Genomic DNA, 13,965 nt, shown 5'->3' with positions numbered 1-13,965 from the left:
AAACACAAAAGACATGAAAACAATAAAATATTATCTGACAAGCTTGTTGCTGATGATAGTGTACGTTGTGGTAGGCCAGCCGGACACCTCACTGGTTAATAGTACCCGTCATCTCGGCACTGGCTGGGGAAGCAACGGTGGCTATACCACATTTGGAATGGCAGGACATTATGTGCAGGGGAAAATCGCTGGAGGAGACTACACTGGAAAAATTGGTTATTTGCTGGGTGATCTTGCTGAGCCAGAGGTAAATGAACCACCGGTAGCCATTTCTACCTCTGTGCAATTCTATTACGAACTGGGTGATATTCTTGAGCTCGATGGTTATGATCCCGAAGGGCAGCAGGTTGAGTTTGAGATTACGCGAGAGCCACAGTATGGCACGCTTTCTCTGGCTGATGGAGTGACTACAAATCAGCTGCTGCTGACGCCAAATGCAAACTTGCTTCCTGATGTCATCTATGAGGATACGCTTGAGTTTCAGGTGAATGAGGTGAATAGCTCTTTGTCATCTAATGTGGCTCAAGTGGTGTTTAAGTTCTTCTTGCAAGACACACCTCATGAGGTGACTGGGCTGGACAAGACTTCCAACACTTTTGCACTGTCGTTTGCAGATACTGTATTCAATGCAGAATATGGTATAGACATCAATTATTACAATCTGTCTGATCCATTGAATGCATTTTTTGTGAATGTGGAAAATACTACAGTGACGTCTGAGGATTTGGATTACGGTGCCTTGTCGGCATCCTATTCATTTGAGGTGGATGAAAGTACACATAGTTATTTGTTTACCACAGATCAAGTACTGGTTACTGCTCTAGTCACTGCACCCAATGGTTATTCATCCTTCAACTCCTTTATCGTAGATAATGCTGCTGGAGGTCGAATATTAGCTAGCGAAGATGGGGACTATTTTGTGGTAGGAAGTGATATGTCAGTACCCGAAAACAAATCTGTAGCAGTCAAATTGGTAGCTGTAGATTTTGCTGGGTTTGACGCGGAGCCCACGGTGGAATGGACGAAAAATCCCGATCAAGGTGTACTTGGCTCGTTGACCTTAGTAGAATCGTCTAACAATATCCGTATCTGGGAAACGACTTATACCGCTACCGCTGAGGTCGGAGGAGATGATGACTTTACTTTTAGAGTATTTAATCCCATACGCAATAGCTACGAATCTGGAGAGGTGACGATGGCCATTCAGGAAGTAAATGATGTACCACAGTTGGCAGATATTCCAGATCAGCAATGGGCCGAGGATGACTCAAAATCAGTTACACTTACTTATGCAGATTCCGACAATGCGTTGGTTTTTGATACAGAATCAGATAACCCAGATATTATGGCTGAAGTCGTAGATGGTGTGCTAGTACTTAGCTCAACAGCTGGGTACTTTGGTCAGGCAACTATCAATGTATGGGTACAAGAAGTAGGCACTGTCGAGGAATACCTGGTCTTGAAACAATTGGATGTGGAAGTCACACCAGTGAATGATGCACCGATATTGGAAGCAATAAGTGATCAGTTTGGTACTGAGGATATGACGCTTACAGTTGATTTGGAGCCCACAGACGATGATGGAGATGTGATCTTGTTTACTTTTTATGGTTCAATTAGTGATCCATCTTTGGCTACTCTTCAATTTTCAGGAAACTCTTTGAATATCATTCCAAGGGAAAATTCAAATGGCGGCCCGGTTACAGTAACGGTCGTAGCTGATGACGGATCAGGAGCTAGTAATGCTTTGTCGAATACCGTGTCGTTTGAAGTGACATTTGATGCCGTGAATGACGCTCCTGTCTTTGTGCAGACCATTCCAAATCAGACAATGCTCAATAACGGTGTGCCTTATGATTTAGACATGGGTCTGTATGTGAGTGATGTTGAGACAGCGTATGCTAATTTAATTTACAGTACGGGAATTTCGAGTAATCAAACTATAACCTTCAGTAATGGTATAGCTACAATTACTCCTACAAGTACAGGGACAGGTTATGTTAGATTTTATGTTGAAGATCCAGATGGAGTAGAAATTAATCAGGAAGTCAGATTTCAAGTGAATGCTTTGGGTGCAGATTTGATCGTGGCTAATGCGCTTACTATTCCTGTATTAGACGAGGATTTTGGAATCTACAATGTAGACCTCTCTGATGTCTTTGAGGATGTTAATGATGCAGATGCAGTATTTACATATGACCTGCTTGGAGAAACCCTCCTCAATGCTAACATTAGCGGGAGTGAGTTGATTTTGACAAGTTTGGAAAATGCTAATGGATCCAATGACGTAGTACTTGTAGGAACTACTGGTGGAGAGTCAATCATTCAGAATCTTACGATTACAATCAGTGATGTGAATGATGTTCCGGTTATTTCGGGAGTTAGTAATCAAACCGTTAAGGAAGATGGTGTATTAGAGCTAATACTAGAAATAGTAGACCCCGAAGGAGATCCATTTACTTATACCGTTGAATCCTCAGATCAGTCGGTATTAGCGAATGCCAACATTGTAGAGACTAATAGTCTAGGGGATTTCTATTTTATAGAAATGACTCCAGAGGCGGACCAGAATGGAATTATTACGATTACAATAACTGCTGATGATGGCGATACTTCAGAGGAGACCTTTGCATTGAATGTTTCGGGCGTAAACGACCTGCCCTATGTCAACGGCATTTTGTCAGATTTGAATCAGGAAGGTTCTTTCAATACTGATATCACTACATTATTTGATGACATAGATAGTGAGACTTTAACCTATGAAGTGGAAAGCAAGCCTGAATGGATGTCACTGACTGGCGATATACTAAGTGGCTCTCCAACTAACGAAAATGTAGGCATTGATCAGGTTACCATTCTCGCTTCCGACGCCGGAGGGTCTATTAGAGCCACCTTTGAGTTTGAGATTATAAACATAAATGATGCACCGGAGACAATTCAAGCCGCAGGAATAAGGTCTGTGTTTACTGGTGAAGCTTTCAGCTTTGAGTTTCCAGAAGGAAATTTCAAGGACATTGATGAAGGTGATGCACTAACCTTTACGGTGGAAAGTAAACCTGATTGGCTGGCCAACATCGGAGGAACGGTTTCTGGTACACCCACCTTAGCTGATGTTGGTCAGAGTCAGGTGGTATACAGAGCAACTGATGGATCTGGTGCTTATGCAGAGGATATACTTACACTCAATATATCTGAATTGACTTATGATGTTACGTTGTCTTTTACTCAGTCTAAAAGTTGCTTAGGGGGAACCTCATCCGTTTCTGCGAGTGGAGCTTTCGACTATAAATGGTATGATGACAACGATGAGTTGCTTCAGGATGGAGGAAGCACCTTTGAGTCTACAACAGCAACTACGTTATTTGTTGTTGGGGTAGATGGTCAGTCCACAGAAACGAATGATAGGTTTGAAACAAGCATCGACTTTAACCCATTGCCAGAAGCTACACTTACTCAAGAAGAAGATTTGTTGAAGGTGGCTGATGTGGAAGGTTATACCTATACCTGGTCATTGGATGAGTCTAATATAAGCGAAGCTACAGGTGCTACTTACGAACCTACTGAAAGTGGGTCATACCAGGTAGTCGTAGTTTCAGACTTGGGTTGTTCGTCTACTTCGAATGCCTTAGATGTGACCATAGTAATACCAGAAGAACAAGAGGAAGTGCTTGGTTTAGGCAATTCTAAAGCAGAAGTGGCACTCTTTCCGGTACCGGCCCATGAGTCTTTGACTCTTCGAGTACCGAATATCTGGCAAAACGCTCAGCTAACTGTAGTGAACTTGCAGGGGCAAGAAGTCTTTTTTCGGAGTCAATTGAATAGCTCTGAAATCAAAATTGACCTTGCTGATTACGAAAGTGGAATCTACTTTATGAATCTGCGGATTGATTCTCAACAGTTAAACTTGAAATTCATTAAAGAATAAATTCGATACCACAACAATACATTAAGAGACCAATCAAGTGATTGGTCTCTTTTTTTAAATGTCGGGGGTAATCAAGTTTGTTCAATTATATACTCATTTTATAGTATATTCTCTTTTTATTGGGTGTCTGGCTAGGTTTAGTTCTTTAGATTCCGTTTATTTATAGCCCATATCCGCCTGTCTTTAATTTAATTAAAACCTTCGATGAGTTTTATAAAGTCAGCTTTACTGTGTTTAACCTTCCTACCATTTCTTATCAATGTTTCATTGGCGCAATCCAGTGAAAAAGGGCTACCATTTATAGACTACTATGCACCTTCGGATTATCGAGCGGGTAGTTTCAATTTTAATGTGATCCGTGATTCATTAGGAATATATTATTTCTCAAATGATGATGGCGTGTTGGTATATAATGGGGTGGATTGGAACCTTATAAAAATCACCAAGGAAAAGTCTGTTTTTTGGTTACAGCAAGATACTCAAGGTGTAATCTATGTAGGTTCGGACGGTGAGTTTGGTTATCTCACTGCCTCCGCTAATGGGAAACTCAACTACGTCTCTCTTATGGATAAGATTGATTCAAAGTATCATGATTTTGGCACTGTTTGGGAGGTTGCCTGTTCTAGCAAGGAGGTAGTTTTCAGATCAAAAAAATACATTTTTAGGCTGAGAGATGAACAGGTCAAGGTTTTTCATGCTGGAGATCAGGAGTTCGACGTCGCCTTTACGGTTAGAGATACTATTTATACTCGTCAGGTTGGCGAGGGATTGATGTATTTGAAAGGTGATGAATTAATTCCGAAGAAAGGAGGAGAGTACTTTACTAACATGAAGGTCAACGTGTTTTTACCCTATGAGGATAAGCTGCTTGTAGCCAGTCGGTACAATGGTTTGTTCCTTCTAGATCAAGACGGAAGTGTTGAGGTTTTCAAGACAGAAGCCGACGACTTTTTAAAAACCTATAAAATTTATCATGGCTGTATTACATATGATGGTTATTACGCCATGGCAGCCTACACCAAGGGAGTCGCAATAATTGACAAAAATGGAAAATTGGTGGACATGCTGGATGAAAATTCTGGTTTGATAGATTTTCAGTATCTGTTCGTAGGCATGTTTGACCCAAACAACTTGTGGATAGCCAATGGGGTAGGGACAAGCAAGGTTAAGATCCAATCGCCTCTTTCATATTTTGATGAACGTCGCGGGTTAAAAGATGTTGGTACTGACGTCATTCGATATAAGGGAAATGTATATGCAACTACGCTCCGAGGGCTGTATAAAATGGAACTAATGGAGTTTGGGGCGCATTTTGTTCCGTTCAATCCAGAAGACTATAACGAGGTATTTTCGTTAGGCGAGATAGATGATAAAATGCTAATTGGAACGCAAAAAGGGTTGGTGACTTATGACAACAAAATATTTGAATTTCTAGATACAGAAAGATTGCATTATGCCGAGGTATCCAAAGATGAATCTGAAATTTTCGTTGGATTAGGTGAAGTGGGGATGGGTGTTTATTACAAAGATAATGATCAATTCGAGCTCACCCGTTTGGAGGGGTTTACCGAGCCTATCAAAAAAATAGAGCAGATTGGAGACAAAATTGTGTTCATATCAAAGTATGGAACTTTGGGAGTAGTGTCGCACCGAGTAACGTCCAATACGCACTATTTGAAACTCGAAGAATCGTACGAAGTTGGCAATGCTTCAATTATTGCTTGTGGTGATAAAATATTAGTTGTCTGCCGCGAGAAGTGGTATTATTTGGACAATTCCGGAGAGCTTTCCAAACCCCAGCCACTGGCTTTGTCGAATCCGGCTTCGAAAATTCTTCAAGCTGTATTGATTGCTGATGAGAAGATGTGGATAAGCTATCAAAACCATCAAAGAATCAACTACAACGAATTGGTGGAAATAAACAATGGAACTATGGAGACTACAGGTATCGCCTTTGGCTCGAGTTTTCATGTCAATGCATCATTTGCTGACAAAGACAGTGTATTGTGGTTTGTCGGAGATGAAGGTGTTGTACGATACGATCAGAAAATACCTGTCACAGGAGAAGTAGGGCAATTCAAATGCCATATCGGAGAAATGATTTGGGGGAAAGATTCTTTGATTTTTGAAAATGGTTTTAATGTTGATCCAGTCGAATTACCCTATGATCAGACTGATATTCGTTTCTCTTTTTTTACCGATGAAGTAAATGCCAACGAAGAACGAAATTTTCAATATTACCTTGTAGGACGTGATGACGGTTGGTCTGAATGGACACATGAAACTAAAAAAGACTATACAGGACTGTCTGCAGGAGAATACATTTTTCATGTACGATCTAAAAATGCCGTCAATCAAATAAGTGAAGCAGACGCCTATCATTTTTATGTCAACCGGCCATGGTACCGGTCCAAGTTCGCAGTTATTGCTTACGTTGCTGGTATTCTGGTTTTGATTTATGTGTTGTTTAGAATTAGGACAGCTAGCCTGGAGCAGGCTAAACAAAAACTAGAGTATTTGGTTTCAAAAAGAACAGCTGAGGTAGAAGAACAAAAAAGAGATTTGGAGACACAGAGGCTCATCTTGCAAAATGCCAACGATACCAAGAATCAACTGTTTTCTATCATTGGGCACGATTTGAGAAGTCCGTTAAATTCACTTCAAGGTCTAACTGATCTCATCCAGCATTATCAGGAAGAGGAAGAAACGCAAATGGTGGATGAAATGGTAGAACATATGGCCGAATCTGTAAAAAGATTGAGACACCTACTCGATAATTTGCTGACCTGGGCATTAAATCAGTCCGGAAATTTCAAAGTAAATCCAGAGCTAATCAAGGTCGATTATTTCCTGAATGAGATTATTTCCATACTTAAGGAGTCTGCCAAGACAAAGAATATAGATTTGAAATTGACGGGGGCATCTGGATGTTTGATTAATGCAGATAAGAATTCTTTGTCCACCGTTATTAGAAACCTGATCAATAACGCGATCAAATTTTCCAATGAAAATTCTGAAATAGACGTCAATTATTCCTGCGATCATGAAAAAACAACCATTCTAATCTCTGATCAGGGCGTGGGCATTCCTAAAGATAAATTGGATGAGATATTTGAATTGACACATTCTACCTATGGGACGAACAATGAGAAGGGTACAGGCTTAGGTCTGGTCTTGGTGAGCGAATTTGTTGCCCTAAACGATGGTGTCATTGATGTAACCAGTGAACCTGGCAAGGGCACTACTTTTACACTTACTTTTCCTAATAAATAGTCGTTTGGCAATTGAAATTGACCGTTTGTCTAAACTGTGATTATTTCATTTGCAATTAGGAAACTAATCCTCATACTTCGCGTATTAGAATCCTAAATGTAGAATATATCTAATTATGAAAGGAACATATCTCGGAGAGTTTGAAGAACTCGTGCTTTTGGTCATAGGTGTATTAAATGAAAATGCCTACAGCATTTCTATCAAGGAGGAACTGAAGGAGCGTACAGGTCGAAATCCTAGCATTGGTGCCTTGCACTCAGCGCTCAATCGATTGACAGAAAAGGGGTTTATTAGTTCGCAGGAAGGAGGAGCTACCAAAGCAAGAGGAGGAAGGAGAAAGCGGTTTTATACCATCACTTCAGCCGGAAGAGCAGCGGCCAGAGAAGCACATGATCTACGAACTGGTCTGTATCAGGCCATGCCGAGTCTTTCCTTCAAAGGATTGTCACTGGTATGGATGAGCTAAATCCTCCGAAATGGGTCATACGATTGCTAGACGTTTTTTGTAAGGAAGAACATCTGGAAATGCTCAAAGGAGACTTGTATGAACTCTATGCGGATAGGTTTCAAAAGAAGGGCAGTATGTATGCCAAGCTCTTCGTTTGGATTGATGCTTTCGATTTGCTCAGGCCATTTTTACTCAAAAAAAACTCAATAACACATAACAACACTATAGCCATGTTTAAAAATTTTCTCAAAATAGCTTATCGAAATTTCATGCGTCAGCGTGTGTATAGTTTGATCAATACGGCGGGACTGGCCATTGGCGTGGCTTGCTTTCTACTAATTTTTCTGTACATCCATGATGAACTGAGCTACGATGCTTTTCATTCTAAATCTGATCGTACCTATCGGATTTTGGAGCACTTCGAAAGTGATGGTGTAGGAGAGCACTCAGCGAGTCAGCCATTTCCTGTTGGACCTGCGCTGGTCAATGACTATCCCGGGCAGATCGATCACATGACCAGATTGTTTGATTTTCAGTCACCCTTTCTTAGTCTGGCCAACAGAAAGCTGGAAAGGAGTTTCAACGAACCAAATGTCTTTTTTGTGGATTCCACTTTCTTCGATGTCTTCGACTTTGAAATGATTGTGGGGGATAAAGGCACTGCACTAGATGAGCCAAACTCGATTCTCATTACCGAAACCATGGCCACAAAGTACTTTAGTGAAGAAAATCCCTTAGGTCAAAACCTGGAATTTCAAGGCGAAAGAAATTTGGTGGTGAAGGGCATATTGGCGGACGCTCCACACAATGCCCACTTTCAATTCGACTTTCTGGTTTCTTTTTCTACTTTGAGAGCGCACTATAAAGAACGCAACCAAGAGCGGACCATGAATGGATGGTACTGGAATCCTTGCTGGACCTATCTGGTACTCAATGAAAATACGAATCCTGAGATTTTGTCTGACATGTTGCCTGATTTTGTGCAGAAGTATTTCCAGGAGAATATTAGGGATGATATTACCATGGAGTTGCAACCTCTGACGGATATTCATCTCAAGTCGAAGTTGGACTACGAGATTCAAGCCAATAGCAATGAAAGCAATATTTATGTGTTTTCAGCTGTGGCCGTCTTTGTTCTATTGATCGCAGTGATCAATTTTATCAACCTATCTACGGCAAGAGCAACTAAGCGAGCCAAAGAAGTAGGCATTAGAAAGGCACTAGGTAGCCTCAAAAAGCAGCTAATTTATCAGTTCATTTTTGAATCGATTCTGCAGACTATTTTGGCCTTGATTATCGCTATTATAGGAATAGTATTTATCCTGCCGAGCTTCAATGCATTGACAGAAAAGTCAATAACACTCATGACTTTTTGGTCTGTCGAATACTTGAGCGCCGTGGCAGGACTGACTTTGTTTGTTGGATTGATTGCTGGATTTTACCCTGCATTTGTATTGTCCTCTTTCAAAACTACGGAAGTGATCAAAGGAGGTAAACTAAATAATCATGGAATGAATTTCCGAAAGGTGTTGGTCATTCTTCAGTTTACTATATCCATGGTGCTCATTGTAGGTACTATCATGGCCATCAAACAACTTCAATTTTTGCAAGACGACGATTTAGGCTTCAACAAAGAGGCGGTAATTATGGTCCCAGTGATAGGTACGCCCATTGCCAATCATTACGAAAGTATGAAAAGCGAGATGCTATCCAATTCATCCATCAAATCGGTAACTGCTCTGGAGGAAGTACTCGGCGCAAAGCATCAGGTGATGAACTATACTTTTGAAGGTGTCGAAAAATCTAAACCTTATCCAAGGCTCTTCATGAGACATGATTTTCTGAAAACCTTTGACATTCCATTGCTCGCTGGGCGTACTTACGATGAGTCTCATGTCACGGATGATAGTTTGGCTTTAGTGATCAATCATACCATGGTCAAGCAACTTGGATATGGTTCTCCAGAAGCGGCCATCGGAAAGGGCGTGGAGTTGATGAGAAGAAGAAAAGGAAAAATCATAGGCGTGGTCGAGGACTTTAACTTTACTTCCAAGCACCACCCCATGTCACCTATAGCGCTGGATCTATGGACGCAGCCTTTCACATTCAATCTTTTTATGAAATACATGGCTGTAAAAGTGGATGCGAACAACTTGCAGGAATCCATAGCTATAGTTGAATCCAACTGGCAGAAATTTATTCCGAGCCGGCCATTTGAGTTCTTCTTCTTAGAGGATCGATTGAATGAGTCTTATAAAGCGGAAAGTAAATTGAGTATGATTACTACCGTGTTTTCCGGCTTGGCTATTTTGGTGGCTTGTTTGGGACTCTTTGGTCTGGCTACATTCACTATGGAGCAACGAACCAAAGAAATTGGAATCAGAAAAGTACTCGGTATTCAGACCAAAGAGATAGTTCTTTTACTTTCTAAAGATTTTATGCTATTGGTAGGTGTATCATTTGTGATCGCTGCTCCGATTGCTTATTTGATGATCGATTGGTGGTTGGCAAGTTTCGCTTACCGCATTGATCTTTTGCTATGGCCATTTGCTGTAGCAGGTTTGGCTACATTTTTAGTGGCCATGATTACGGTAGGTGCGCATTCACTTAAAGCGGCCACGATCAATCCTGTGAAGACATTGAAATACGAATAATTTTTGATCTAAGCCGACGAGGTGAGGTTTGATTACAAAGCTCACCTCGTCGGAATTTTGGATGATTTCATTCCGTTTTCAAGCGGTCATACATTTTATATAGAATGATTATTTCTAGAATAGTCGCAGGCAATAGAATGAACAATCCAATGAAGCCCAGGATGAATGTCAAGAAGCAAAGTCCAGCGCCTATTTGTAGCAAACCAGTGATTTTGCCTACATCTCCCAAGTCTTTAGATAGTTTGAATAGCGCAATACCAAACGCAATATCAATACCGGCGAACGCTACGCCTTCTAGACCTTTGACAAACAAGAATTCTTCATCGGTGAAATTCGAGAAGAGAGTGATGATGTCGTAGATTTCCATGATAGACATGGAGCCAATCATTAGAAAGGCACTGATTTTCAATAATGAACTTTTGAAGTGTGTGCCTACTTCCACAAAGCCATACATGAAAACGATGTAGGTGGTCAATATGATCATTTTGGAACACGTGTAGACCCAGCTAAAGTAAACCGGCAAATTAGGTTCGAACCGATAATAATCCAGTAAGGTTTCGGCTATACCTGCCAGAAAATATATGGAGCCAAGAATCCAAGCCATGTTGAGGATTTCGATACGCTGCTTGAATTGCACCTTGTGGAAGGCCTTATCAAAATCATAATCGAGCGATGCTAAGATGATCCTTAGTGTCGAATCTCTTGGCGTTACTTCACCAGCCTCTATTCTTTGGATTGTGCGTACACTTACATTACATCGATCCACCAATTCTTCTTGCGTGATGTTCTTTTCTTGTCTTAGTGCGAGGATGGTTTGACCGAGCTGTGGTTGTTTTAGAGTTGCCATTTTTCTTGTCGTTTTTTGCAAGCTTAACCGACGCCCAATAATAGTTCAAATTTTGGAATTGAATCTAGCCCGTCATTTACCCGACATTTGTAAATATGTCTATTTCAATAGCCGAGATAGGCTTTTTATCAAATGGATATCTATCATCAATAGCCAAAAAAGTACAGCGAATTCTAACCCTACCATCACGTACCACTCGAAGGGATAGGTGAGTGCTCGCGTATCAAAGCCGAAACTTAAATAGATCAGAACAGCAGACCCTAGCGTTACCAACACAAAGATGATGGTAAAAACAAATGAGAGTTGAGGAGTTTTTTGAGCTACAAATCGCATAAGCATATAGCTGTGACGAAAAGCAATCAGCGAACCACCGAGATAAAAAATAGCTGTTAGAGGATTGGTGATGATGGTGAAAAATTCCAACGGTGGATCAAATCGGGATAGATAATTGAAGTCGAACAGATAACCGATAAACAGGATAGAAAATAGTGCAAAACCTATGTTCCAATAACGTTCTCCCTTTTCTATTTTAATCACTCTAATGCTTGTTTCAAATGCAAGCTCAAAAATGCTAATAACGGGGGAATTATGAAAAGGATATTCTAATTACTAAACCTCATAGGTTTCAAAAAATTAACGCTTTAGTTCGTGTCCTCAGGAACTCATTGAATCTATACGAAAAAAGACCCTCCTTGAAGGGTCTTTTCATTGATGCATAATCCATCGGGCAATGGACTATATCGTAATAAACACACTAATCGTTTTTCTTTGTGCAATCAGATGGTGACAACACCAACTGAGGCTTTTGGCCATGTTTCGTGCCTTAGCCATGGTTCGTGTCCTCACGAACCATTTGCTTTACTTGCCCTTGCTGGTGTTGTCACCAGCAAGCATTCTTAATTTCCTCTCAGCTTCTGGATCAAAGCCAATGTAGCTTTCACCTTAGCTGTCAAGCCTGCGTAGTCGTATTCTCCTTCAGAGTTTTTCACGAACAATTTCGATCCCATACCTACACAGTGTACACCAGCATTGATCCAACCTTTCAAATTGTCTTCGGTTGGCTCTACACCACCAGTTGGCATGATACTACTCCATGGGAATGGACCTTTTACAGCTGCTACAAATGATGGACCACCTACTTGCGAACCAGGGAAGATTTTCACTACTTCAGCACCTAGCTCTTCTGCGTATGAAATTTCGGTCAATGACCCACACCCTGGTGACCAGGCGATTTTTCTTCGGTTACAAACCTTAGCCATGTCTGCATTCAAGATAGGAGATACCACAAAGTTGGCACCGTTTTGAATGTAGAGCGAAGTTGTTCCCGCGTCTACTACAGAACCAATCCCCAAGATCAATTCTGGGGTTTCTTTGGCCGCCCATTTGTTCAATTCAGTAAAAACCTCATGAGCAAAGTCGCCTCTGTTTACAAATTCAAAAACTCGTACTCCGCCTTCATAACAGGCTTTTAATATCTTTTTGCAGACCTCAATGTCTTTGTGATAAAACACAGGCACCATACCGGTGGCCCCCATCTGCTGCGCTACTTCTATTCTTGTAAATCGTGCCATATTCTTATGTCCAGTTTAATATTGTATTAAAATTATACGGTTCAGGGTTGGCTACTAATTGTTTTGCTTTAGAGTAATCATTTTTTTCAATGAAATGCAAGTTGTGCAAACTCAATTTGTAAATTTCAGCTTCTGTGTCTACCAGACGTGGAGGAATCACACCGTCACTGTTTTCAAATTCAGATAAAAACATGGGTTTGATATCACCTCGAGAATTGGTGGTCACTATGCATCCACTAGTTCCTTCATCAAATAGTTTTTTCACGCCCGTGCCTAGAAGCGTACAAAGTGTCAAATCATAACCAATCGGTCTGCAACACCTCAGTTCATAACCCAACTCGACCGGTCGACTCTTGATTTGAATGTCTAGTTTCTTTAGTTTCTCTTGTACCAATACATTGAAAATATTGGACTTACTCACATTGCCTAGTTCTGGATGGCCGTGCGCGTCGTAAGTAAATAGAATGCCGGAATCTCTAAGTTCTTGTTCGTCTATATCATGAAATACACCCTCACTCACGAGGGCTACACCGTAGTTGATGCCTTCGAGTTTTCTCTTGATCATCGAGGAGATAATCAGGTCCACTACCTTGTCGAGTGTGACTTTGGTCTTGTTGAACATCTCAGGGATAATCAACATGGGAAAGTGACAGGCCGAGGCGATCCCGAAAGCCAGATGTCCTGCCGACCTTCCCATGGCTGACATGATAAACCAGTTTTGACTTGTGATGGCATCCTCGTAGATCGTATTACCGATCTTCACACCTTCGTCCTTTGCCGAATGAAAACCGAAAGTCGGGTTTCGATCGGGTAGGGGCAAGTCATTATCTATTGTTTTTGGTACGTGAATGTTCTTCACGTCCAAATCACTTTTCTTTAAAAATTTGGCTAAACGGTTGGCTGTGCTGGCGGTATCATCACCACCGATAGTCACCAAGAGCTTTACATTGAACTTGGTGAAAAATTGGGTATTGAAGTCAGCATCTTTGGGTTTGAATCTGCTCATCACCAAAGAAGAGCCTCCTCGACTGAAAATTCGGTCTGCGTAAGCAAAATCGAAGTCAGTAGTCTGAGGGTCGTCTGATAAAATGCCTTGATATCCACCATGTACGCCGATCACGCGATAGCCGTCCTTTAAAAAGGTTTTGGCTACAGTGCTCACTACTGTATTGATGCCCGGTGCCGGGCCTCCTCCGCAAATGATTGCTATGGATGGTTTGGACATTAGTTTATTAGTTTTGGTAATT

At 41.1% G+C, this 13,965-nt stretch carries 8 protein-coding genes; 4 read left to right on the top strand and 4 right to left on the bottom strand.

The features are described 5' to 3' along the window. Window positions 1-13 precede the first annotated feature (13 nt). From ACOQO5_RS06620 to ACOQO5_RS06605, 4 genes are all read left to right on the top strand, one after another. Window positions 14-3,925 carry an Ig-like domain-containing protein gene (locus tag ACOQO5_RS06620; RefSeq protein WP_420580904.1) on the top strand — a complete coding sequence of 1,304 codons (3,912 nt, stop codon included), beginning with the start codon at window positions 14-16 and terminating at the stop codon, window positions 3,923-3,925. 204 nt (window positions 3,926-4,129) lie between these two features. Beyond that, the gene (locus ACOQO5_RS06615) at window positions 4,130-7,198 is read left to right on the top strand and encodes an ATP-binding protein (RefSeq protein ID WP_420580903.1); all 3,069 of its coding nucleotides are present in this window, start codon (window positions 4,130-4,132) and stop codon (window positions 7,196-7,198) included. A gap of 115 nt (window positions 7,199-7,313) precedes the next feature. Continuing rightward, the gene (locus tag ACOQO5_RS06610; protein ID WP_420580902.1) at window positions 7,314-7,664 is read left to right on the top strand and encodes a PadR family transcriptional regulator; all 351 of its coding nucleotides are present in this window, start codon (window positions 7,314-7,316) and stop codon (window positions 7,662-7,664) included. Continuing rightward, window positions 7,652-10,300 carry an ABC transporter permease gene (locus ACOQO5_RS06605; RefSeq protein ID WP_420580901.1) on the top strand — a complete coding sequence of 883 codons (2,649 nt, stop codon included), beginning with the start codon at window positions 7,652-7,654 and terminating at the stop codon, window positions 10,298-10,300. Before ACOQO5_RS06610 ends, ACOQO5_RS06605 begins: the two co-directional genes overlap by 13 nt. 67 nt (window positions 10,301-10,367) lie before the next feature. Here the strand turns inward: ACOQO5_RS06605 and ACOQO5_RS06600 are convergent, their stop codons facing one another. The 4 genes from ACOQO5_RS06600 to ACOQO5_RS06585 form a co-directional block, all read right to left on the bottom strand. Continuing rightward, window positions 10,368-11,147, bottom strand: coding sequence for a helix-turn-helix domain-containing protein (locus ACOQO5_RS06600; RefSeq protein ID WP_420580900.1), 780 nt, complete (start codon window positions 11,145-11,147; stop codon window positions 10,368-10,370). A gap of 99 nt (window positions 11,148-11,246) precedes the next feature. Continuing rightward, window positions 11,247-11,684, bottom strand: coding sequence for a hypothetical protein (locus ACOQO5_RS06595; RefSeq protein ID WP_420580899.1), 438 nt, complete (start codon window positions 11,682-11,684; stop codon window positions 11,247-11,249). 359 nt (window positions 11,685-12,043) lie between these two features. After that, on the bottom strand, window positions 12,044-12,718 hold the full coding sequence (locus tag ACOQO5_RS06590) for a bifunctional 4-hydroxy-2-oxoglutarate aldolase/2-dehydro-3-deoxy-phosphogluconate aldolase (protein ID WP_420580898.1): 675 nt from the start codon (window positions 12,716-12,718) through the stop codon (window positions 12,044-12,046). Between the two features lie 4 nt (window positions 12,719-12,722). Continuing rightward, window positions 12,723-13,943 carry a 6-phosphofructokinase gene (locus ACOQO5_RS06585; protein ID WP_420580897.1) on the bottom strand — a complete coding sequence of 407 codons (1,221 nt, stop codon included), beginning with the start codon at window positions 13,941-13,943 and terminating at the stop codon, window positions 12,723-12,725. Window positions 13,944-13,965 lie beyond the last annotated feature (22 nt).

This window comes from Reichenbachiella sp., from assembly GCF_965223055.1.
Taxonomy (GTDB): domain Bacteria; phylum Bacteroidota; class Bacteroidia; order Cytophagales; family Cyclobacteriaceae; genus Reichenbachiella.
The sequence above is the reverse complement of the archived record's forward strand: the minus strand, read 5'-3'. Positions and strand labels throughout refer to the sequence as shown.

Excerpts from the sequence above, each read along its gene's own strand:
- ACOQO5_RS06605 (WP_420580901.1), top strand. The coding sequence starts at position 7,652 with ATGGATGAGCTAAATCCTCCGAAATGGGTCATACGATTGCTAGACGTT.
- ACOQO5_RS06615 (WP_420580903.1), top strand. The coding sequence starts at position 4,130 with ATGAGTTTTATAAAGTCAGCTTTACTGTGTTTAACCTTCCTACCATTT.
- ACOQO5_RS06620 (WP_420580904.1), top strand. The coding sequence starts at position 14 with ATGAAAACAATAAAATATTATCTGACAAGCTTGTTGCTGATGATAGTG.
- ACOQO5_RS06610 (WP_420580902.1), top strand. The coding sequence starts at position 7,314 with ATGAAAGGAACATATCTCGGAGAGTTTGAAGAACTCGTGCTTTTGGTC.
- ACOQO5_RS06600 (WP_420580900.1), bottom strand. The coding sequence starts at position 11,147 with ATGGCAACTCTAAAACAACCACAGCTCGGTCAAACCATCCTCGCACTA.
- ACOQO5_RS06590 (WP_420580898.1), bottom strand. The coding sequence starts at position 12,718 with ATGGCACGATTTACAAGAATAGAAGTAGCGCAGCAGATGGGGGCCACC.
- ACOQO5_RS06585 (WP_420580897.1), bottom strand. The coding sequence starts at position 13,943 with ATGTCCAAACCATCCATAGCAATCATTTGCGGAGGAGGCCCGGCACCG.